The following is a 22,087-nucleotide window of genomic DNA, read 5'->3' as shown; positions in this document are numbered from 1 at the left end:
ATCAGAAACGCAACCTGGCCTCGGCGCCGAAGGTGCGGGGATCACCCCATTGGCGGACGGTGAACAGGCCGAGATTGATCGCGGCGGTCCAGTATTTCTTGTCGGTGAGGTTTCGGCCCCAGACCGAGAATTCGAATTCCGTCCCGCCGCCGAGATCGATGCCGCCCAGGGTGACGCGTCCGTCGAGCAGGCCATAGGCGATGCGCTTGGTCAGCGGATCGGGCGCGATGTTGCTGTGCTGCGAACCGCGCCAGGAATAATTGAGGCTGGGGGTCAGGTCGACCTCGCCCATCGGGATGCGCCACTGCCCGCCGATCTGGAAATTATGCTTGGGCACGAGCGGGATGACATAGCTGTTCGTGACATCCTGGCCATTGGGCAGGATGAACTCGTCATATTTGGCGTCGACATAGCCATAGCCGAAATTGAGCGTGAGATTGTCGACAGGGCGCACCTGCCCTTCCAGCTCGAAACCGGTATAGCTCGCCTTGCCGGCATTGATGATGTTGGTGGTGATGAGCGCGGGGACGAACACGCCCGCCTGAAAATCCTTGTAGATGCTGTGATAGACAGCGGCGTTCAGGCTGAGGCGTCCATTGAGGAAGATGCCCTTGGTGCCGAGTTCGAACGAGGTGAGCTTTTCGGGATCGAAGGGCGTGTTGAACGCCGAGTTGTTGGCCGCGGTATCGTTGAACCCGCCGCTCTTGAAGCCCGTCGCGAAGCGCGCATAGACGTTGAAATCACGCTGGATCGCGAAGGAGATGCTCGCTTCGGGCGTGAGCCGCGACCAGGATTTCTGGTTCTCGAGCGGGATCAGGTCGTAAGGCCCGGGTCCGTTGCCGCTGGGCAGCACACCCGAAGCGGGGCCGCCGCTGCGCGTGACCGGATTGCCGTTCGCATCGCGCTGGAACACGCCCGACAGCGGATTGGCCGGATTGGCCGCATAGTTGCTGTACGAGAAGAACAGGTTGCGGACGCGCTTCGTTTCCTTGGTCCAGCGCAGGCCGGCGGTCACGTCCAGCCGGTTGTCGAGCGCCGAAGGACTCCAGGTGAACTGGCCATAGCCGGCGATCGACTTGTTGCGCGCGCCGCGATCGCTCAGATCAAAGCGGTTCTTGACGCCGAGCTGGACCGACCAACGCGGATTGTACACGCCATAGCTGTCGCGCATGTAGAAGGCGCCAAGCGTGTAGCGGAAATCGTCGCTCGTGCCGATCACCTGCAATTCCTGAGTGAACTGGCGATAATCATTGTCGAGCGTGAAGCGCAGCAGATCGGAAACGGTGCCGTCGAAATCGCTGTTGCTGCGCGTCTTGAGATTGCGCCAGGCGGTGATCGACTTGAGCGTGACTTCGCCGAAGGGCGTCGCGCCCGCATCATATTCGGCGGTCACGGCATGGCCATGGACGCTGAAATTGCTGCGGCCGGTGGCATCGGTCGCGATGCCGCGGGGGCGTTCGGTATGGATGGAATTGGCGATCAGCGGATACAGCGCCTTCAGCGATCCCGTGGGCGAGATCAGGCCCGGCGCGCTGATCGCCAGCATGACGCCGGTGCCCTTGCTGTCGGTGATGTCATAGGCATAGCCGATCGACAGGTTGCTCGTCGGTTCCCACAGGATATCGGCACGCGCGGCGACCTGTTCCTGCTCGCCGAAATCGCCATGCGCCGGGCCGCTATTCTTGTAGAAGCCGCCGAACTGCCGGCCCGAGACGCCGAACTTCATCTTGATCGCGCCGAGCCCGCTTTCGATCGTCGGCACGTTCACCATCAGCCTTTGCGTGTAGAGCCCGTCCTCACCGATTCCGAGCAGGAGCTGGCCGCCGAACTCGCCGCTGGGCTTGCGCGTGACGAGATTGATCGCGCCGCCGATCGTGTTCTTGCCGTAGAGCGTGCCCTGCGGCCCGCGCAGCACTTCGACGCGCTGGAGATCGACGGTGTCGAACGCGGCCCCCGTCGATTTCGAGACGGGCACGCCATCGATATAGATGCCGACAGGCTGGTCACGGCCCAGGCTGGTATCGCCTGCCGGTGCGAGGCCACGGATCGAGATCAGCGGGCTCCAGGAATTGCCGACGGTCTCGTTGATCTGGATATTGGGAACAACGGTGCCGATCGCGGTGACGGTGGTCGCGCCCGCATTTTCGAGGCGCTGCTCGCCGATCGCGGAAACCGAGATCGGAACATCGACCAGCCTTTCCTCGCGGCGCTGTGCGGTGACGACGATCTCGTCATTGGCGGGGGCGGCGGATTCTGCGGATTCGGCCTGGGCGAAGGCCGGCTCGGCACACAGCATGGCGGCAACGGTGTTCATCAGCATGATCAATCGGGCGCGACGATTCATAATCCCTCCTCAGTATCCGCCGACAGGGATCGGTATCGCGCCGGCTGACAGCCGGCATTGCCCCCTCCCAATAATGCTGCGATTTTCGCAGTCAGAACAGTATCTTGCTTACGAAATGCGGACAGATTTCGTTCGAAGACCGTAACGTCATCCTTGCCGATGCGCCGATCATCAACAAGGCCACGGCCAAGATCAGACTGTTTCCGCTCGACTTTCAAAGCCCCTGCGACGGCTAGCGGACAATCCGCGGATCGCGATGGCGAATGGGGAAGCCCGTAAAGGCCTTGCTCTGCTTCATCAGGACATGAGAGGTGATCTTGTCGATGCCGAGCGGCGATGCGAGCAAATGGTCCGACAGCGCGCGCCAGCCCTGGATATCGGGCACCGCGATCTTGAGCAGATAATCGAAGGACCCGCTCAGTTCGAGCACCTCGACGATTTCGTCGATCTCGGCGGCTGCCTGTTCAAACCGGCCGAAATCCTCGGGATGGTGGCTCTTCAGCGTCACTTCCGCCAGCACGATGATGGTGGGCGCGATCCGTTCGGCGGCCACGCGCGCATGATAGCCGATGATGACGCCCGATTTCTCGAGCGCGCGGACCCTGGCCAGGCACGCGCTTGGCGACAGGTTGACCGCTTCCGACAACGCCTGATTGGTCATGCGCCCGTCGCGCTGCAGGCGATCCAGGATGGCGAGATCGATTCGATCCAAAAGATTCTGCTGCACTGCCGTCCTTCCGATTGGGCTTCAATCCTCGCACTAGCGCGATCCATGAACAAGAAGATGCGTTCCTGACGCCATCCTGCCGCAGAAAATGCGGCAGGCCGACCAGCCTTCCATCACCTCTTCGCCAACAGGACCGCTACGGCTGTCCGATCGAAGTTTGAGGGGAGACAGTGCCGGCATGCTCGTCCGGATCGCGACCATCGACGATAGCGACGCGTTGCTCGCGCTCGCCCGCAAGGGCGGCGCGGGAATGACCAACCTGCCGCCCGATCGCGACGCGCTCGCGGCCCGGCTCCATGCCGGCACCGAAGCGCTCGCCGATCCCCAGGCGCCCGGCCCCATCATCCTTGTCCTGTCGCACGGCGCGGACCTGATCGGCTGCGGCATGGTGTTTCCACGCGTCGGCGTCGACTGGCCATTCTACAGCTACCGCATCAGCCGCACGAACCAGCGATCGGTGGTGACCGGCCGGCGCGTCTCGTTCCGCATGCTGACACTGACCAACGATCTCGACGGCCATGCCGAAGTCGGCGGACTGCTCGTCGATCCGGCGTTCCAGGGCCGCGCCGCCGGCGCCTTGATGTCGCGCAGCCGCTATCTCTTCATCGCCGGCCATCGCGAACGCTTCGGGGAAAAGGTGATCGCCGACCTTCGCGGCGTCCATGTCGACGGGCATTCGCCCTTCTGGGATGCGGTGGGCCGCCGCTTCTACGACATGCCGTTCGAGGAAGCCGACCGGCTCAACGCGCTGACCGGCAACCAGATGATCGCCGATATGGGGCCGCGCCATCCGATCCACGCCAACCTGTTGAGCGACGAGGCCCAGGCGGCGATCGGGCAACCGCATGCCGATGGCCGGCGCGCGCGCGACCTGCTGCTGGCCGAAGGGTTTCGCGAGGATGGCTATATCGACATCTTCGACGCCGGGCCGACGCTGATCGCCGAGATCGACGGGCTCGCGTCGATCCGGTCGAGCATGGTCGACCGGATCGACGCGATCGAGCCAGTGGGCGCCGATGGCGTCGACAGCCTGATCGCCGCGCACGAGGGTGGTGATTTCCGTGTGATGCGCGCGCCGGCCACGCGCACCGCATCGGGCATCGCGATCGCGCCGGAAACGGCGACGGCACTCAAGCTGGGCAAGGGCGACATGGCACGGCATACGCGTTTCTGAGACGCATCCGGCACATCGACAGGAAGGACATCAAACCAATGCAGGTGCGTGAGATCAATTTCGACGGGCTCGTGGGGCCGCTGCACAATTATGCGGGGCTCTCGCTGGGCAATGTCGCGAGCGCCAGCAATGCCGGCGGCACGTCGCATCCGCGCGCGGCCGCGCTGCAGGGCCTGGCGAAGATGCGGACATTGCTCGATCGCGGCCTGGCCCAGGGCTTCCTGCCGCCGCTGCGCCGCCCCGCTATCGACGCGCTGCGCGCCTTGGGCTTCGCGGGCACCGATCAGGAGGTGTTGCGCCAGACCGCGCATGAGGATCCGGCGCTGTTCAACAATGCCTGTTCGGCATCTTCGATGTGGACCGCCAATGCCGCGACCGTCATCGCCGCCGCCGATGCGCGCGACGGACGCGTCCACCTCGTCACCGCCAATCTCGACACGATGTTGCACCGCAGCCTGGAAGCCGCAGAGACCTTCGCCAATCTCCGCCGCGTCTTTGCCGACCAACGGCATTTCGCGGTGCATGCGCCGCTGGCGCCGGGCCGGCATCTGAGCGACGAGGGCGCCGCCAATCACATGCGCATCGCCGCGCATCATGGCGCTGCCGGGCTCAACATCTTCGTCCATGGCGAGGAGCGCGGCGGGCGTTTCCCCGAACGCCAGTGCCGGCGCGCAGGCGAAGCGGTCGCGCGGCTGGCCGGTTTGAACGAAGGCGGCGCGCTGCATATCCGCCAGTCGGCGGCGGCGATCGCGGCGGGCGCTTTCCACAATGACGTCGTCGCCGTCGCGAACGAGACCGTTCTTCTCGCCCATCCCCAGGCGTTCGATGAGGATGCACGGGCCTTTGCCCGCATCGCCGAACTTATGCCCGACGCGCATCTGATCGCGGTGGAGGGCGTATCGCTCGAATCCGCGGTGCGCAGCTATCTGTTCAACTCGCAGCTCGTCACGCTCGAACCCGGTGCCATGGCGCTCGTCCTGCCCTCCGAGGTCAATCGCGACCCCGATGTGAAGGCCGCGATCGACCGGCTGCTCGCCGCCGACAATCCGATCGCGGAGGCGATCATCGTCGATGTCCGCGAAAGCATGCGCAATGGCGGCGGCCCCGCCTGCCTGCGCTTGCGCGTACCGGCGAGCGAGGCCGCCATTGCCGGCATCGATCCCGCCTTCCTGCTCGACGAGCGGCGCTGGGATGCGCTGGTCCGGCTGGTCGAGACCTGGTGGCCGGAAACCATCGCCGCCGAGGATCTGCATCATCCCGACCTCTGGGCGGCGGTCGCGGCGGCGCACGACGCGCTCGACGCCCATCTGGCGAAAGGCTGAGAGGCTTCAGATCGCCGCAGGCGCCGCCGCGCGGCGCGAAAATGCGCCATGCGCCATCAGCACGAGCGCGGCGCATAGGGGCGGCACGGCGACGGCGAAGAAGATCCGATCGATCGGATAGCCGGCGGCCAGCAATGCGCCGCCGGCCATTGGCCCCACGATTGATCCGATCCGGCCGACCGCCAGCGCCGCGCCGATACCGGTCGATCGCAAGGCGGTGGGATATTGCCCCGTCGTGAACGCGCTGAGGCCAGTCTGCGTGCCGACCGAGAAGAAACCCGCGACGAACACGCTCGCGATCAGCGGCGTCATCGCCCCCCCACTCAGCCCGATCGCGACGATGCTGAGCGCACCCGACAGAAAGGCGCCGATCAGCACCGGATAGGGACTATGGCGGTCGATCAGCCAGCCGAGCACGACCCCGCCCAACGCGCCGCCCAGATTGAGCGCCATCGCGGCGGCGATGCCGGTATCGAGCGAAAGCCCACGATCCTTGATGATCAGCGGCAGCCAGCTCATCAGGAAATAGATCACCAACAGGCTCATGAAGAAGGCGATCCACAGCATCGTCGTCGGCCCGGCGCGGCGATCGCTGAACAGCGACGCCAGCGACGCACGCGCCGCGGCCGGTTCGTCGGCGAAGAATGTGCAGCCGGGCTGCGCCGCCGCAGGAACGATCGCCTGCATCACGCGCGCCAGCGCGGTTTCATGGCCCGACCCCGCACGCAACAGGAAGCGCGGGGATTCGGGCAGGGCGGCGATCAGCACGGGCACCAGCACCAGCGGCGCGATCCCGCCTGCGATGAACACCGCATGCCAGCCAAAGGCCGCGATCAGATGCATGCTGAGATAGCCGCCGAGCACCGCGCCGAGCGGGAAGCCGCCAAAGACGAGCGCGACCATCGTCGCGCGTATCCGCCGGGGCGCGAATTCGGCGGTGATCGCCATGATGTTGGGAATGGCGCCGCCAAGCCCGAAGCCGGCGAGGAAACGCAGCCCCAGCAACATCCACCAGTTCTGCGCCGCCGCGGTGGCGAGCGTGAGCGCGCCGAAGCACAGGGTGGAGAGTATGATGACGCGGCGCCGCCCGAACCGATCCGAAAGCATGCTGAAGATGAGCTGGCCGAGCATCAGCCCGGCAAGGCCGGCGCTGAAGATCGGGCCGAAGCTCTTGCCGTCCACGCCCCAATCCTCGGCGATGACCGGGGTCACGAAGGCGATCGACTGGGTATCGAACCCGTCGAGCATCGCGACGAACGCGCACAGCAGGAAAACGCGGATCTGCAATCCGCCGATCGGCGCATCGTCGATCGCCCGCGCGATATCGATCCTGTTGTCGGCCACCGGCCCCTCCCCCGTCATGGCGCCTTGAGCAAGGTCGCGATCGGCAGGACTTCGCCGTCGCGGATCACGGTATCGACTTTCATGAGATCGCGGATATCGGCGAGAGGATCGCCGTCGATCACCACCAGATCGGCGAGCTTGCCCGGCTCGATCGTGCCGAGCTGCGCATCGGCGCCCAGGATACGCGCGCCCTCGATCGTCGCCGACCGCAGCGCCTTTTCAGCACCGAAGGCTTCGGCAAAATGCATGATCTCCGCGACCTCGCCGAAGCCATAGCTGACGGTGCCGCCATCGGTACCGGCGCCGATGACGACGCCGCGATCACTGAAGGTCTTGAGCGTCGCCAGTTCGTCGCGCGCCGCTTCCGCCGCACGATCGCCATGCGCCTTTTCGAAATAGCCCATCGCGCGCTTGTAGGCCGCGATATAGCGGGGCGGGAACGCCTTCACCTGCGGCAGGTCGAGCAATCCGGGCAGCTTGCGCATTTGGTAGGTGAAGCTGGTGCCCGGCAGCCGCCCGCCCGATGTGGGGCTGATATACATGCCCGACGCCGTCATGAGCTGCACGACATCGTCATAGGCGCGATTGTGCATCGAGATGCGATCGGCGAACTGCATGCGGTCACGCGTGCCCATATGCTCGATCGCATCGACACCGAAGGTGGCGGCGGGATACAGCTCGTGCGAGGCGACCATCAGGCCGTTGCGGTGCGCGAAATCGACGATGCGGTGCTGCACCTCGTGCGTCATCGTCTCATAGGTCTTGATGAAGTCGTAATCGAGCGTCAGCGCGCGATGCAGTTCCATATCGAGCTGCGCATCGGGTCCGACGCCGATATTCATCCAGTAGTAAAGCCGGTCGCCCTCCAGGATCACCGAATAGAATTGGCGCGGGCCGAGGCGGCGGCCGCTGGCCCAGGCCTCTCGCCGTTCCAGCGCTTCATAGGGTTCGGCCCCGGGTTCGCGCACCGACGTGACGCCGAACGACAGCCAGGTCCTCCCGGGGGTTTCGCCATCGCTGACGAAATGATGGATATGCGTCTGGATCAGGCCGGGAATGACGGTCTTGCCCGCTGTATCGACGATGCGCGCGCCCGGCCAGTCGGCGCGGCGCGGCACGATCTGGGTGATGCGGTTGTCGTCGATCACGATATCGACGTCGCGACGATACCCCGAGGTGACCGCATCGAACACGCGCCCGGCGCGGATGACGGTGCGCTGCGCCTGTGTCTTGCGGCTCCAGCTCAGATCGAACGGAATGGTCTCGATCGCGCCGTCGATCAGTGAAATGCGCTTGAACGCGGTGCCGTCGAGATAGACGATCGATCGCGAATCCCCGCTCCAGCTCGGATAGCTGGCGTCACCGCGCGTCAGTTGCACCGGCGCCTCAACCATGTCGCCGCGCGCATCCACTGCCACCGTCCACAACACGCCCTGGTGCAGATAGGCGATCTTGCCGCCATCGGGCGACCAGGCGGGCGCGGTCTGGCTGCGCGCGGAGACCGACCGGCTTTTGTCGGGCGTCGAGAACCGCGTCGCACCCGTCGCGACGTCGATCGTCATGAACTGGTTATATCCCTTGCGGAAGCGCTTGCCCGGCGTGCGCAGCGCCAGCGTGACGATCGACTTGCCGTCGGGCGACCAGGTCGGCGTGGAGGGCAGGAACAGGCCGTCATGGACCTTGCGTAGCGTGCCCGTCATCGCATCGACGATATGGAGCCGCGCGGCATGCCAGTCATTGGCGTCGCGCATGAACACCGCGATGCTCTTGCCATCCGGCGACCAGACGGGCTGCATCAGATCGTCCGTCGTTTCGGTGAGCCGCCTTTCCTTGCCCGTCGCGACATCGCGCAGATAAAGGTCGGTCGTCCCCACGCCGCGGCGGTCGGACAGATAGGCGATCGTCCGGCCATCCGGCGACCATGCCGGATCCATGTCGAGATAGGCGTCGTCGGTCAGCCTGCGCGGTTTGGGGTTGCCGATATCGAGCTGCCACAGATCGCCGAGCGCGGTGAAGAGGATCGCCTTGCCGTCCGGCGACACGCGCGGGCGCATGATGCCCTTCACCGGGCGCGGCCCCGTCGAGTCCAGATCGAAACGGCGCTTGGGATAATCGGGCCGAGACACCACGTCGAAGCGCGCCCGGAAGGGCACGACCAAGGCGCTGCCGCCAATCCGGCGGATCTTGATCCGACCATCCGCCGCATAAGCGATCCGGTCGCCATCGAGCCAGGACGCGCCGGTCGGGAACAGATCCTCCCTGCCATCGTCGGCGCGCACGACCGCGCCCGTCGCGACATCGACGATCTGGAGCGTGCTTTCGGCGCGATCCTCATTGTAGCGATTGACGGCGATGCGCGCGCCATCCGCGCTCCAGCGCGGCAAGGCGAGATCGTCACCCTCCACCGTCAACAGCGTGCGTGCCTGTCCATCGGTCTCGACCACCAGGCTCTGCCCACGGCCGGCAGCGGCGATATAGGCGATGCTGCGGCCATCGGGTGACGCGTCGGGATAATATTCCTCGCGCGCGGGATCGCTCGACGCCGCGCTATGCCTCGCGATCGCGCCGGTCGCCACATCGACGCGCCAGATATCGAAACCGTCGGCGCGATCCGATCCGAACAGGATCGCGCGGCCATCCGCGCTCCAGCGCGGCTCGCGATCATCGCTGGTGCCGAAGGTGAGCTGGCGTTGCTCGCTGCCGTCAGAGCGGCTGATCCAGATATGCCAACCGCCATCGCGATAATATTGATAGGCGAGCCACTTGCCGTCGGGCGACCATGCGGCGAAGCGCGCTTCGTCCATCACCGGCGTGATCGGCCGGGCGGCGCCGCCCTTGAAGGGGAGCACCCAGATCCGTCCTTGGAGGTCGAGCGCGATCGCCGAACGATCGGGCGACGCCGCGACCGCGAAATTGGTGCCTTCGCGAATTTCGAACGAAACCGGCTTTGCCAGCGCCGGGCAGGCCGCCATCGCGATCAGGCTCGGCAGCAGCAGCTTGATTGTCTTGCGCATCATGATTCCTTCAGCGCGGCCCGGCCAGCAGCCGATCGAGCGTGTGGAGTTCGCCGTCCTTCACGACGGCGGAGACGTTGACGAGATCGGTGATGCGCGCGAGCGGATCGCCCGACAGGATCACCATGTCCGCCAGCTTGCCCGGTTCGATCGAGCCGAGCAGATCCTCGACATGGTTGAGCTTGGCGGACTCGATCGTCGCCTGGCGGATCGCCTGTGCCGGCGACAGCCCGGCATCGACATAATAGCAAAGCTCTCCGAACACGCCGAAACCGATATTGTAGAAGGCGGTATCGGTGCCCGTCGGGATCGGTACGCCCGCCGCGATCAGCGTGCGCAGCGCACCGGTGGACTCCGCGAGCAGCTTGGCATCGAGCGCGGCTGTGCCCGGCACGACCGCGCCGGCGATCTGCCGCGAGTTGCGGAAACGCTCGGGCAGCAACCGCATCTGGGGAAGGTCGAGCATCGAACGCCCGGCCTGTTGCAGATAATAGCCGCCGGTGCGCATCGAGCCGCCGATCGCGGTCGGCACCACCGCCATGCCCGACTGGGCGTAGATCTGCGCGACATCCTTGTAGATATTGCCGAGCGCCGATTGCCGGTCTCCGATCGACGCGCGATCGCGCGCGGTGAGATGCTCGACGGCATCGACGCCGAAGCGCGCCGCCGGATAGGCATCGTGCGAGGTGACGGGAATGCCCAGCCCATGCGCAAATTCGATGGTGCGCTTGAGGAAGGGCGCGTCGAGCTGTTCATAGGTCTTGATGAAATCGACGTCGAAGCGCGCCGCGCGATCGAGCTCGAGTTCGAGTGCTGCGGGCGAGCGCACCGGATAGGACATGGGATAATAGACCCGTCCGCCCTCGATCAGCCCGGTGGTGAAGAGTCGCGGCCCGACACGGCGCCCGCTTGCCCAGGCTTCCTTGGACTCGCGTCCTTCGCTCGGCTCGGTGCCGGGCTCGCGGATCGCGGTGATGCCATAGGACAATGCGACGCGACCGGTGATCTCGCCGTTGATGATGAAATTGTGGATATGGTTCTCGAACAGGCCGGGGATCACCGTCTTGTCCGACGCGTCGATAATCTCGGCATCGTCCCAGCGCGCGCGGCGGGGCACGATCTCCTTGATGACATTGTCCTCGACCAGGATGTCGACATCGGTGCGATAGCCGTTCGCGACCGCGTCGAACAGGCGGCCGGTGCGGATCACCTTGCGCCCCTTGGCGCGGCGTGGCGCCCAGTTCAGCGCCAGCGGAATCTCCTCGATCGATCCGTCGTCGATGTTCAGGCGCTTGAGCTTCTCGACCGACGCGAAGACGATCGATTTCGAATCCCCCGTCCAGCTCGGATAATCCGCGACATCATTTGTCAGCCGCCGCGGCGTGCCGATGAAACCGCCATCGGGCGCGGTCGCGACCGACCATAGCATCCCGTCCTCGATAAACGCCGCCTGGCGCCCATCGGGCGACCAGGTGATGCCGTTGGCCGAACGGATGCCCAGCGCCACGCCCGGCGTGGGGCTGACGAAGCGCGCGGGCGAGCCGTCGAGCGGCACCAGGCGGACCTCGTTCAGCCCCTTGCGGTAGCGTTTGGAGATATAGTCGAGCGCGACCGAGGCGATCGCGCTGCCGTCGGGCAGCCAGCGCGGCCCGCTGGGCTTGAACTGCGGATCGTCGAGCTTGCGCAAGGCATGCGTCGCCAGATCGAGGACATGAAGCGTGTTGGCGTGCCAGTCGCCATGGTTGAGCATGGTCACCGCCAGGCTCTTGCCGTCGGGGGAGAAAGCCGGTGCGGTCAGGCTTTCCGCCGTGTCGCTCACCCGTTCCTCGTGCCCGGTCTTCATGTCGCGCACATAGACTTCGAGCGTGCCGGTGCCGCGCCGGTCGGACACGAAGGCGAGCTTCGACCCGTCAGGCGACCAGGCGGGATCGATATCGACCCAGGGATCATCGGTCAGTCTTTCGGGTTCGGCCTTGCCGGTGGTGAGCAGCCAGATATCGCCCAGCGCGACAAAGGCGATCCGGCGCCCATCGGGCGACACGACCGGCGCCATGATACCCTTGACCGGCTGTGCCGCCGCCGACCGGAGATCCTGGCGCTTGAAGCGATAGGGCGCCGGGCGTTCGACCGTGAATTGCGCGGTGAAGCCAATGTCGCGTGTCCGCGCATCGCGGCGCAGGCGGATCTTGCCATCGGCGGTATAGAAAAGCTGCCCGTCCGGCGCCCATTGCGGCCGGCCGACGAACACATCCTCGCGCGCGCCACTGCCGCGCACCATTTTGCCCGTCGCGGGATCGACGAGATTGAGCGCGCTCATGCCGGCATCGCGGCCCTCATAAATCTCGCGATATTCGACATAGGCGAGCCGATCGGCCGCCGCGTTCCAGTTTGGGCCGACCAGTTCGTCCTTCGACGACAGGATCACGCGATCCTGGCCATTCTCGCGCACGACGAGATCGCGGCCCTCCTTGCCCATCGCGACGAACGCCAGCCGGCCGGTTTTGGAGACGGCGGGAAAATATTCCTCGGCCGGCGATGTCGTCACCTGTTCGGGATCGCCCCCATCCAGGCCGACCCGCCAGATATCGAAATTGCCCGCGCGATCGGAGCTGAACAGGATCGACTTTCCATCGGGTGCCCAGACCGGCTCGCGATCGTCGGCCGCGCCGTTGGTGAGCTGGCGCAGGCCGGTGCCGTCGCGCGCCATCACGAAGATCCGCCACTGGCCGGCGGAAAAATGCTGGAAGGCGATCCAGCGGCCATCGGGCGACCATGCCGGCAGCCGCGCCTCGTCAGGCAAGGTGACGGCCAGGCGCGCCTCACCACCCGAGGCGGGGAGGATGCGGAGTTCGCCCTGGAGATCGATGACGACGTCCTTGCCGTCGGGAGACAGGGCAGCCGCGAAGTTGGTGCCTTCGTCGACCGAGAATTGCCGGGTTTCGGCCAGCGCCGGGCTTCCCGCCAGCGCCGCCACGCCCATCGACAGAGCGAGCCACTTTTTCACTTGCACCCTCCACAACCGGTTTTCTGCACATGGCCGGGCGCGGTACGCGCCCGGCCGGATCCCGGCCTCGTCAGTAGCGGAACCGCAACGTCGCACCGTAGGTACGCGGCGGCTGGAACTGCGCATAGCCGTCGAGCGGCGGGACTTCGGAGATGGTGTTGATATTGAGCCGGTCTGTGACGTTCTTGCCCCAGAGTTCGAGCGACCATCGGTCGTCGGGCGTGGAAAAGGACAAGCCCAGATCCAGATTCTTGAGATTGGGGATCTGATCGACCGGGGAATTGAGGATCGAGGAATAGAAGTTCGAGCTGTAGGTATATTCGGCACGCCCGGTGATCCGAACCTTGTTCTGCACATCGACCGAATAGGATGTGCCGATCGAGAATTTATGCTTGGGCGCGCGCGGCAGGCGATTGCCGCGCAGGTTCGTCGTGCCGCTGATCAATTCCTTGATGTTGGAATCGGTATAGGCATAGGTCCCGTAGAGGTTCCAGCCCTCGACCGGAACCGCGTTGATCTCGAGCTCCGCGCCCTTGATCACCACCTTGCCGGCATTGCCGGTGACGCCGAAGGGCGGGAAGTTGGGATCGACCTGGCGGATCACGGTGACCTGCAGGTCGGTATAGTCGGTGTAGAAGAGCGAGGCGTTGAAGCGCAGCCGGCGATCGAGCCATTCGCTCTTGAGGCCGACTTCGTAATTCCAGGCGAATTCGGGATCGAAGGGCTCCATCGCGCTCAGCCGCTCGACTTCGGTGTCGCTGAAGCCGCCGCTCTTGAAGCCGCGCGAGACCGAGGCATAGAGGAACTTGGTCGGCGTCGCCTGGAAATTGACCGAGAAAGCGGGCGTGAGTGCGCTCCACGCCGCACGGCCGGGTGCGGTGAAGCCGGGTACGATGACGCCGCCGTCACGATAGGGCGTATAGTTGTTGCCCCCCGCGACGACGATATGATCCTTCTCGTCACGGCTCCAGCGCAGGCCGCCGCGCAGCTTCAGCCAATCGGTCACGTCCCAGGCGAGATTGGCGAAGACTGCATAGGAATCGGTGGTGTTGCTCGCATCGAAGCGGCGACGCCCCTGCGAATTGAAGCGCAGGAAACGATAATCGGTGATGTTGGTCGTATCGACCTTCTCGTGGAAATAATAAATGCCGACCACCGAGCTCAACCGATCGGAGATATCGCTGGCGAGCCGCAACTCCTGCGAGAATTGCTTCGAATCGGTGTCATCCTCCTGGATGAACAGGGTGTGGTGATATTGATTGCGGTTGGGGTCGGTCAGTTCCGCGACGAACAGGCCGGTGGTGTTGGCGCGCGTGCGCAGCTTCGATTCGCGATAGGCGGTGATCGACGCGATTTCACCGATCGGGGATTCGAACCGCGCGTTGAGGCTGACGCCGCCGTTGCGGATCCGGTTGAAACCGTCATCGGTGTAGTTGCGCCCGCGCCGTGGATCGGCATTGGCCTTGCCGATCGAGTTCGGCCCTTCGCGCAGCAGATGCCACCAGTTGCCGTTTCCGGTCAGTTTCGAATAGTCGGCGTTCAACTGGATATCGACGCCCTCGCCGGGCTGGAACCGCAGCGCGCCGCGAACCGCGTTGGAATGCTCGGTCTCGATGTCCTTGTCGGTGGTTTCGTTGAAGGCGTAGCCGCCATGATTGCGTGACGAGAAGGACAGCTTGGCGGAAACCCCCTCGGACAGCGGACCGCTGACCGCGAAACTGCCGTCGATCTTGTCGTAATTGCCGACGGTCAGCGCCGCCTGGGCACGGAACTCGTCATCGGGCTTGCGCGTGAAATAGGACAGCGCGCCGCCGACGACGTTGCGGCCGAACAAGGTGCCCTGCGGCCCGCGCAGGATCTCGACGCGATCGATATCGACGAAGTCGGTGCTCGTCATCGACGGACGGCCCATATAGACCTCATCGACGAAGACGCCGACGGCGGCGTCACGCGCAGAGCCCGCCGCCGTCCCGCCGATGCCACGGATGAAATAGCGCGGCTGGCCGGGCGAGAAGGTGTCGACGTTCAGGCTGGGCGTGCGCGCCGCCAGATCCTTCACGTTTTCGATGTTCGAACGGGTGAGATTGTCGCCAGTGAAAGCGGTCAGCGACAGCGGCACGGTCTGCAGATTGTCGCGCGTCTTCTGCGCGGTGACGACGATCTCCTCAAGCCCACCGGTCTCTTCGGCGGGCTGCGGATCGGTCTGCGCAATCGCCGGCATCGTCAGTCCGGACGCCGCCAGCAGGCCGAATATGAATCTGCTACCCTTTTTCATCGCGAAGCTCCCTTATCCCTGTGGTTTCTTGTTTGAAATGGCGGTCACCACGGCATTCGCCCGGTTCCCGCCCAGGCCCAGCAGGCGCCGCGCCGTCGCGCAGTCTGCCAGATGGCTGCCCATGTCCTCGACGATCCGCCGCGCCTTCACGACCAGCGCGGCATTCGACGGGGCGAGGACACCCCGATCGAGATAGACATTATCCTCCAGCCCGATGCGGGCATGCCCGCCGGCCAGCACCGATTGCGCGACCATCGGAAAGGCCGCGCGGCCGATGCCGAACCCCGCCCAGGGTGATCCGGCCGGCAGCAGCCCCGCCGCGTACAGCGTGGTCGCGGCGCCCGGCTGGAAGCCGTAGCGCACGCCCGTCACGATGGAGCACAAGGGCGCGGGATCGAGCGTCCCGTCCCGAACGAGGTCGTGCAGCAGCGCGATGTCCCCAGAATCGAACAGCTCGATCTCCGGCTTCACGCCCGCCTCGCGGATTACCGCCGCCATCCGCCGGACATTGCCCGGCGTGTTGATCACCACCGCCGCGCCCGAATTCATCGTGTTGAGATCGAGCGTGCAGATGTCCGGCCGCAGCAGCGCGATATGTTCGACGCGCGCCTCCGGCGGCAGCAAGGTCGTGCCCGCGGCCGCGACGCGCGGTTCGTCCTGCGACGGCACGAAACGCCCGCCCGGCCCCGTCGTCAGGTTGATGATCAGATCCGGCCGGGCATCGCGGATGCGATCGACGGTCTCGCGATAATGCGCGATCTCCATCGACGGCATCCCCGTTTCTGGGTGGCGGACATGGATATGCGCGACAGCGGCGCCGACATCCGCCGCCTCGATCGCGGCGTTCGCGATCTGGAGTGGCGTGATCGGCAGATGCGGGGTCTGTTCGGGCGTCGTCAGATTGCCCGTGATCGCGCAGGTCAGGATGACGGGATCGTTGATCGGGAACATCGCCGATCCCCCTAGAGCGCCCGCCCGCCATCGACCTGGACGATGTGCCCGGTCGAGTAGCGGAGGTGGGTGGCGCAGGCGAGGATCGCGTCGGCGATGTCGTGCGGGGTGGCGATGCGACCGAGCGGCGTGCTCGCTTCCACCCGCGCGTTGAAATCGGCGCCGCGCCCGGGCACGAACGCGGTATCGACGACGCCCGGCGACACCGCGAGCACGCGGATTTCGGGCGCCAGCGCGCGCGCCAGCGCCTTGGTCATCACATCGATCCCCGCCTTCGCCGCGCAATAGGCGATGTTCGATCCCACCGCGGTGAACGCGGCGATCGACGAGAGCGAGACGACGAGGCCGTCGCCCGATGCCTTGAGCAGCGGCGCGAACGCACGGATCGTCGCGAACTGGGCGCGCCAGTTCACGCGGAAGATGTCGTCGATCAGCGCATCGTCGAGCGCGTCGAGATCGGCATGGGCGATGGGTTTTGTGAAACCGGCGGAGTTGACCAGGATGCCCACGCCCTCACAATCGATTGCAAGACTGTCCCGCAATTGGGCGAGCGAGACATGATCGAGGATGTCCGCGGTGGCGACGCGATGCCCGGAGCCCGGCAGCCCGGCCAAAGTCGCCTGCATTCGCGCGCGATCCGCCTCGCCCTCGCGATCGACGAGGATGATCCGCGCGCCCGCGCCGGCGAGCGCCCCGGCGGTCGCCGCACCGATCGCGCCGTTGCCGCCGATAATCACCGCCGCTCTGCCCTGAAGCTCCATCGCCATCGCGCCGTCCTCAATCGATCGGGGGATGCGGAAGCCGCGATTCCCCCGCATGCATCGTGAATGTCCGCATCAGGCTGAAGCGCGCGCCGTCACCGTCTCCGGACCGTTCATAGGTGCCCACCAGATTGTCGTTCACGCCGAACACGACATCGCTGCCCAGATGTTCGTCGTCCTGGACGAAGATCTGCGTGATCAGCGTCCGATATCCGGGCTTCCAGGCGAGGAAATGGATATGCGCCGGGCGGAAGGGATGGCGCCCCTGACGTTCGAGCAGCCGCCCAACCGGCCCATGCGTCGGCACCGGATATCCGGCGGGCATGACGCTCTCGAACGCGAAGACGCCGTCGCCATCGGTGCGGAACTTGCCGCGCAGGTTCATCTCGGCCTGCTCGGCATCCTGATTCTCGTAGAGGCCACATGGCGACGCCTGCCACACATCCACCTCGACATCGGGGACCGGCCGTCCGTCGATATCGATGATCCGCCCGGCGACCGATAAGGGCCGCCCCGGCGTGGCCGAACGAACGATCGAGCCGCCATTGGGCGTCACCGGCGAATGCATCCGCCAGAACGGCCCCAGCAACGCCTCGTCGCCCGCCCGCTCCTCTTCGCCATGGCAGGCGAGCGTGGTCAGGCCGAACACATCGGCAAGCAGGATCGCTTCGTTATGCGTGGCGGTCGTCGCCTGGCCCACCGCGTTGAGAAAGGCGAGACCGATATCGAGCTCGTCCCGGGTCAACCCGGTCTCGCGAATGAAATCGTGGAGATGGACGGTGATCGCCTCGGAAATGCCGCGCAGGCGCGCATCGCCGGTCCCCGCCAGCGCGCGCAGTACCGCATCGGTCACGACATGCGTCCGCGATACAGGCTGATCCGGTGCAATCCGTTCGGGCAATGCCCCGCCTCCCTTGGCCCCGGCCGCCCGCTCGGCGGCCATTACGTAATTTTCTTATCTTCCGAGTGCGCTACTCGACCGAATAACACGGACGCCAGGACGCATCGGACAAGAATGACTTTACAATCGATTGCAGAAGATGCAAACGAAAAATGCAATACGCGTTTTCTCCAGTGCAATCGCGTGGCCGACCCGATCGGAGACGCCGCGATTTCTGGCTGAAATTCGGGGATGCGCGATCGCCGGGCGCGAAACTGGACGGAATGAAGGAGACGAGTTTTATGACAACCGATTGCAGCCATTCGCGCAGGCTGCGCCTCTTGAGCAAGGCCGAAAGCGTCGAAGGCCTGTCTCCGGTGATCGAGAACGGCGCGCCCCGGCGCGACAGCGACAACCAGATCGTCGTCGAAGTGGCCTGCGCAGCGGTCAATCCCAGCGACGTGAAGGCGGCGATCGGCATGATGCCCTATGCCGTCTGGCCGCGCACGCCCGGCCGCGATTTCGCGGGACGGGTCGTCGATGGCCCAAGCGAGCTGATCGGCGCGGAAATCTGGGGATCGAGCGGCGATCTCGGCATCCGTCGCGACGGATCGCACGCCACGCACCTGGTGCTCGACCATGACTGTGTGGCGCGCAAGCCCGCGAATATCTCGCTGATCGAGGCGGGCGCCGCTGGCGTGCCGTTCGTCACCGCCTGGGAAGGACTGAAGCGCGCGGGGCTGCCCGTGCGCGGCGAATCGGTGGTGATCCTTGGCGCCAACGGCAAGGTCGGCCAGGCGGCGATGCAGATGGTGACGATGCTCGGCGCGCGCGCGATCGGCGTCACCCGGCGCGACGAGAGCTATGTCGGCCACGCCAATGCCGAGGTGGAGATGATCGATTCGAGCGCCGCCGATGTCGGCGTCGCGATCCGCGACCTGACCGAAGGACAAGGCGCGTCGCTGATCTACAACACGGTCGGCAGCCCCTATATGCAGGCGGCGGCCGACGGGCTGGCGCGGCGCGGCCGGCAGATCCTGATCGGTACGATCGATCGCGTCGTCCCCTTCGACATCCTGCAATTCTATCGCGGCCAGCATCAGTATCTGGGTATCGACACGCTCGCGCTCGACACTCGCGCGACCGTGGCCTGCCTGACCGAACTGGCGCCGCATTTCGAATCGGGTGCGCTCCGCCCCTTTGCGGTGAAGCCCGACGGCATGCACAGCCTGGAGGAAGCCGCGCTCGCCTATGCCAAGGTGATGCGTTCGGATCGCGAGCGCGTGGTGATCGTGCCGCGATGAGCGACGCGATGCACGTGACGCGGTTCGCCGAAGCGCGCGAATATCAAGCGCCCGGGCATTTCGCGATGCAATGCCTGCGCATCCAGGGCAAGGAAGCGGGGCCGTCGCGCGCGATGTGGTTCGCCATCTCGACGATCGCGCCGGGCGGCGGCATTTCCACCAGCATATCGCCACTGGAAAAAGTCTATGTCGTCCTTGAAGGCAGGGTGGAGATGACCAGCCTGGGAGAAACCGTGACGCTCGATCGATGGGATTCCTGCCGGATCGCGCCGGGCGCCGATCGCGCGGTCGCCAACCACTCGGCCTTGCCCGCGACGATCCTGCTGGCGATGGAGAATGACAGCGCCGTGGAAGGCGCCAAATGACCCCGCTTCATATCGTGATCTTCGCCGGCGCCTCCAACTGGCCCTTGTGGATCGCCCAGCATAATGGACTGTTCGCGGCACGCGGGCTCGACGTCCGGCTGTCGGTCACGCCGGGATCGGCGCAGATGGCGCGCGACCTGTTCGACGGCACCGCGCAGATCGCGCTGACCGCGTTCGACAATGTCGTCGCCTATGCCGAAGGGCATGGCGCGATCGCACTTCCCGAAACGCCCGATTTCTTCGCCTTTGCGGGGTTCGACAACGGACTGCTCAGCCTGGTGGGCGCGGAGGGTTTCGACAAAATCGCGGCACTGCGCGGCCAGGCCGTGGCGGTCGATGCATTGACCACGGGCTTCGCCTTCGTGCTGCGCGCCCTGCTTGAGGATGCGGGCCTGGGGGCGGGCGATTATCGCCTGGAGGCGGTGGGCGGCGGCGCACAGCGGCTGGACGCGCTGATCGCCAGACAACAGGCCGCGACCTTGCTCAACAGCCCGCTCGACATGATCGCAGCCGGTGCCGGCTGCATTCCGCTTCGCCGCGCGCGCGACGTGATCGGCCCTTATCAGGGAATCGTCGGCGCCGCGCGGAAGAGCTGGGCGAGCGCCAATCCAGCCACCCTCGCTGCGTTCATCCGCGCCATGCACGATGCGCTGGCGTGGCTCGCCGATCCCGTGAACCGCGACGAGGCCGTGCAATTGCTGCACGCGCAGATGCCCCGGCTCGACGCGCGGCTTGCCGACCAGGCTTATGAATTGCTCGTCGATTCGCCCGACGCGCTGACGCGCTCGCTGGCGATCGATCGCGCGGGTGCCGAAGCGGTGCTGGATCTGCGCAGGCAGCATGGCGGGCAGGCGATCGCGGCATCCGATGCGGGGGCCTTTATCGACGAAACGCTGCGGGATTCGGTTTTGGCCAGAGGGTAATCACGCCCCTTTGTCATTCTCGCGTGCGCGGGAATGGCAAAGGATAGATCGAACCTCAGCCCGCGCCCCGTCGCTGATTGCGCATGCGCGACTGCGCGCGCGGCGGGGCGGTCGATCCCCGGACGATCAGGGCGGGCGCGAGCACGACGTTGCGCGTCGAGCTTTCGCCGCCGGTGAGTTGCTGCAATAGCAGATCGGCCGCCGCGCGGCCGATCTCGCGATGGCTGATCCGCACGGTCGTGAGCGGCGGCGCGACCATGTCGACCAAAGGCATGTCGTTATGGCCAACGATCGAGAGATCGGCGGGGACCGACAGGCCACGTTCCGCCGCGACATCGTAAGCCCCCAGCGCCAGCAGGTCGTTCGCGGCGACGATCGCGGTAATGTCCGGCGCCGCGTCGAGCAGCCTGCGCGCGGCCTTCGCCCCCTCCTCGCGATTATAGGCGCCGGCCGGTTCGCAGGGATAATCCCCGGCAGGCAGGCCGTGGACCTCCAGCGCGTCGTAGAAGCCCTTGCGCCGCAGGAAGCCCGTCGAGACCCCCTCCGGCCCGGCAAGATGGCCGATCCGCGCATGGCCGAGCGCGACAAGATGATCGACCGCCAATTGCATGCCCAGTGTATCGTCCGACACCACCGCCGAGATGCGCCGTCGTTCCTCCGCGCGGTTGACCAGCACCGCCGGCAGATGTTGATCCAGGCAGAAATCGACAACGGGATCGTCGCGGCTGACGGTCGCGAGAATGAACCCGTCGATGCGCCGCGCGACGAGCTGGTTCGCAAGTTCCAGGTGCCGCGCCGGATTGGTGCCGACATCGGCGACGACGATCGAATAGCCGTCCGACGCGAGCCGATCGCTCGCGCCACTCAGGATCGGCGAAAACACGGTATTGGCGATATCGGGCACGAGCGCGCCGATCAGGTGCGAGCGCCCCGTCCGCAGGCCGGCGGCCATCAGATTGGGCCGATATCCCAGCGCGGTGGCGGTGGCGAGCACGCGTTCGACGACTTCGGGCACCACCATCGAGCGGGTGGCGGGGTTGAGCGCGCGCGACACCGTCGACGCGTGCACGCCCGCGGCCTCCGCCACCTGCTTCAGCGTGATCGCGCGGACCTGCCCCGTCCTTTTCGCCATCCCATAATCTCCCGCCGGCCCCGGCGCATCGCTGCGGGGCCGCTGTTTCCGAATAACGATGCGCGTTGAATATTGACAGACTCCATCTTTCTCTGCAATCGATTGCGAGAACGGATTCCAGCGAGTCCGAAGCCGAATGCGAATGGAGGACATGTGATGGAGAAGAGCTTTGTGCGCGGAACCTGGCAAAAGACGCGGGCCTTCTCACCAGCGGTGATCACGCGGGGCGGCACCACGATCTGGCTGGCCGGCCATACCGGGCAGAAGGACGATGCCGGCAATGCGCTGGCGGGCGATTTCGACGCGCAGGTCCACCAGACCTTCCGCAACCTCGAAACGACACTCGCCGAGGCGGGCGGCACGCTCAAGGACATCGTCACCATGACGGTGTTCCTCGTCGATGTGCGCCACACGACGCGCATGACCGAGCTGCGCACCGAAATCTTCGGCAGCGACTTTCCCGCCAGCGCCGCGATCACCGTCACCGGCTTTGCCGATCCGGCGATGCTGATCGAGATCCAGGCGGTCGCGGTGATCGACGACGCGAACTGAACGCGACCGACGGGA

The 22,087-nt window shown here is 65.7% G+C and carries 16 protein-coding genes; 6 read left to right on the top strand and 10 right to left on the bottom strand.

Annotated features, from left to right (window positions below; translation table 11 throughout):
• Position 1 precedes the first annotated feature (1 nt).
• Both ACODTA_RS16975 and ACODTA_RS16970 read right to left on the bottom strand, forming a co-directional pair.
• Positions 2 to 2,344 (bottom strand): TonB-dependent receptor, encoded by a 2,343-nt coding sequence (locus tag ACODTA_RS16975; protein ID WP_489067155.1) that lies wholly within the window; start codon positions 2,342 to 2,344, stop codon positions 2 to 4.
• A 232-nt stretch (positions 2,345 to 2,576) separates the two neighbouring features.
• Positions 2,577 to 3,071 (bottom strand): Lrp/AsnC family transcriptional regulator, encoded by a 495-nt coding sequence (locus ACODTA_RS16970; protein WP_489067154.1) that lies wholly within the window; start codon positions 3,069 to 3,071, stop codon positions 2,577 to 2,579.
• 178 nt (positions 3,072 to 3,249) lie between these two features.
• On the opposite strand from ACODTA_RS16970, the gene ACODTA_RS16965 reads away from it, so the two are divergent.
• Together ACODTA_RS16965 and ACODTA_RS16960 are read left to right on the top strand one after the other, a co-directional pair.
• Entirely contained in the window at positions 3,250 to 4,245 is a 996-nt protein-coding gene (locus ACODTA_RS16965) for an arginine N-succinyltransferase (RefSeq protein WP_489067153.1), read from the top strand.
• Positions 4,246 to 4,283: 38 nt separating this feature from the next.
• Positions 4,284 to 5,567: an N-succinylarginine dihydrolase gene (locus ACODTA_RS16960; protein ID WP_489067152.1), complete on the top strand. Its 1,284-nt coding sequence runs from the start codon at positions 4,284 to 4,286 to the stop codon at positions 5,565 to 5,567.
• A 6-nt stretch (positions 5,568 to 5,573) separates the two neighbouring features.
• Here ACODTA_RS16960 and ACODTA_RS16955 read toward each other — a convergent pair whose 3' ends face one another.
• The 7 genes from ACODTA_RS16955 to ACODTA_RS16925 all read right to left on the bottom strand — a co-directional run bounded on the left by ACODTA_RS16955 (position 5,574) and on the right by ACODTA_RS16925 (position 17,769).
• Positions 5,574 to 6,911, bottom strand: a complete 1,338-nt coding sequence (locus tag ACODTA_RS16955; RefSeq protein ID WP_489067151.1) for an MFS transporter — start codon at positions 6,909 to 6,911, stop codon at positions 5,574 to 5,576.
• A 14-nt stretch (positions 6,912 to 6,925) separates the two neighbouring features.
• Positions 6,926 to 9,925, bottom strand: a complete 3,000-nt coding sequence (locus ACODTA_RS16950; RefSeq protein ID WP_489067150.1) for an amidohydrolase family protein — start codon at positions 9,923 to 9,925, stop codon at positions 6,926 to 6,928.
• 10 nt (positions 9,926 to 9,935) lie between these two features.
• The gene (locus ACODTA_RS16945) at positions 9,936 to 12,929 is read right to left on the bottom strand and encodes an amidohydrolase family protein (RefSeq protein ID WP_489067149.1); all 2,994 of its coding nucleotides are present in this window, start codon (positions 12,927 to 12,929) and stop codon (positions 9,936 to 9,938) included.
• A gap of 70 nt (positions 12,930 to 12,999) precedes the next feature.
• Entirely contained in the window at positions 13,000 to 15,204 is a 2,205-nt protein-coding gene (locus ACODTA_RS16940) for a TonB-dependent receptor (RefSeq protein WP_489067148.1), read from the bottom strand.
• Positions 15,205 to 15,216: 12 nt separating this feature from the next.
• On the bottom strand, positions 15,217 to 16,155 hold the full coding sequence (locus tag ACODTA_RS16935) for a beta-keto acid cleavage family enzyme (protein ID WP_489067147.1): 939 nt from the start codon (positions 16,153 to 16,155) through the stop codon (positions 15,217 to 15,219).
• An 11-nt stretch (positions 16,156 to 16,166) separates the two neighbouring features.
• Entirely contained in the window at positions 16,167 to 16,922 is a 756-nt protein-coding gene (locus ACODTA_RS16930) for an SDR family NAD(P)-dependent oxidoreductase (RefSeq protein WP_489067146.1), read from the bottom strand.
• A 10-nt stretch (positions 16,923 to 16,932) separates the two neighbouring features.
• Positions 16,933 to 17,769 (bottom strand): dioxygenase family protein, encoded by an 837-nt coding sequence (locus tag ACODTA_RS16925; RefSeq protein ID WP_489067145.1) that lies wholly within the window; start codon positions 17,767 to 17,769, stop codon positions 16,933 to 16,935.
• Between the two features lie 329 nt (positions 17,770 to 18,098).
• Between ACODTA_RS16925 and ACODTA_RS16920 the strand changes: the two genes are divergently transcribed.
• Genes ACODTA_RS16920 through ACODTA_RS16910 form a run of 3 tightly spaced genes read left to right on the top strand, consistent with a single transcriptional unit; the run spans position 18,099 to position 20,388 of the window.
• Entirely contained in the window at positions 18,099 to 19,100 is a 1,002-nt protein-coding gene (locus ACODTA_RS16920; protein WP_489067144.1) for a quinone oxidoreductase family protein, read from the top strand.
• Complete coding sequence (locus ACODTA_RS16915) at positions 19,097 to 19,465, top strand: cupin domain-containing protein (RefSeq protein ID WP_489067143.1); 369 nt, start codon at positions 19,097 to 19,099, stop codon at positions 19,463 to 19,465. Before ACODTA_RS16920 ends, ACODTA_RS16915 begins: the two co-directional genes overlap by 4 nt.
• Complete coding sequence (locus tag ACODTA_RS16910; protein WP_489067142.1) at positions 19,462 to 20,388, top strand: ABC transporter substrate-binding protein; 927 nt, start codon at positions 19,462 to 19,464, stop codon at positions 20,386 to 20,388. The genes ACODTA_RS16915 and ACODTA_RS16910 overlap by 4 nt, the downstream gene beginning before the upstream one ends.
• Before the next feature lie 55 nt (positions 20,389 to 20,443).
• Here ACODTA_RS16910 and ACODTA_RS16905 read toward each other — a convergent pair whose 3' ends face one another.
• Positions 20,444 to 21,520, bottom strand: coding sequence for a LacI family DNA-binding transcriptional regulator (locus tag ACODTA_RS16905; protein ID WP_489067141.1), 1,077 nt, complete (start codon positions 21,518 to 21,520; stop codon positions 20,444 to 20,446).
• Positions 21,521 to 21,676: 156 nt separating this feature from the next.
• Here ACODTA_RS16905 and ACODTA_RS16900 point away from each other — a divergent pair, with 156 nt between their 5' ends.
• Complete coding sequence (locus tag ACODTA_RS16900; RefSeq protein ID WP_489067140.1) at positions 21,677 to 22,072, top strand: RidA family protein; 396 nt, start codon at positions 21,677 to 21,679, stop codon at positions 22,070 to 22,072.
• The last annotated feature ends 15 nt before the right edge of the window (positions 22,073 to 22,087 follow it).

This window comes from Sphingomonas sp. FG14 (assembly GCF_057809675.1).
The sequence above is the reverse complement of the archived record's forward strand: the minus strand, read 5'-3'. Positions and strand labels throughout refer to the sequence as shown.

Coding starts and splice junctions, on each gene's coding strand:
- ACODTA_RS16975 (WP_489067155.1), bottom strand. CDS start 2,344: ATGAATCGTCGCGCCCGATTGATCATGCTGATGAACACCGTTGCCGCC.
- ACODTA_RS16965 (WP_489067153.1), top strand. CDS start 3,250: ATGCTCGTCCGGATCGCGACCATCGACGATAGCGACGCGTTGCTCGCG.
- ACODTA_RS16960 (WP_489067152.1), top strand. CDS start 4,284: ATGCAGGTGCGTGAGATCAATTTCGACGGGCTCGTGGGGCCGCTGCAC.
- ACODTA_RS16950 (WP_489067150.1), bottom strand. CDS start 9,925: ATGCGCAAGACAATCAAGCTGCTGCTGCCGAGCCTGATCGCGATGGCG.
- ACODTA_RS16940 (WP_489067148.1), bottom strand. CDS start 15,204: ATGAAAAAGGGTAGCAGATTCATATTCGGCCTGCTGGCGGCGTCCGGA.
- ACODTA_RS16935 (WP_489067147.1), bottom strand. CDS start 16,155: ATGTTCCCGATCAACGATCCCGTCATCCTGACCTGCGCGATCACGGGC.
- ACODTA_RS16930 (WP_489067146.1), bottom strand. CDS start 16,922: ATGGCGATGGAGCTTCAGGGCAGAGCGGCGGTGATTATCGGCGGCAAC.
- ACODTA_RS16920 (WP_489067144.1), top strand. CDS start 18,099: ATGACAACCGATTGCAGCCATTCGCGCAGGCTGCGCCTCTTGAGCAAG.
- ACODTA_RS16915 (WP_489067143.1), top strand. CDS start 19,097: ATGAGCGACGCGATGCACGTGACGCGGTTCGCCGAAGCGCGCGAATAT.
- ACODTA_RS16910 (WP_489067142.1), top strand. CDS start 19,462: ATGACCCCGCTTCATATCGTGATCTTCGCCGGCGCCTCCAACTGGCCC.
- ACODTA_RS16905 (WP_489067141.1), bottom strand. CDS start 21,520: ATGGCGAAAAGGACGGGGCAGGTCCGCGCGATCACGCTGAAGCAGGTG.
- ACODTA_RS16900 (WP_489067140.1), top strand. CDS start 21,677: ATGGAGAAGAGCTTTGTGCGCGGAACCTGGCAAAAGACGCGGGCCTTC.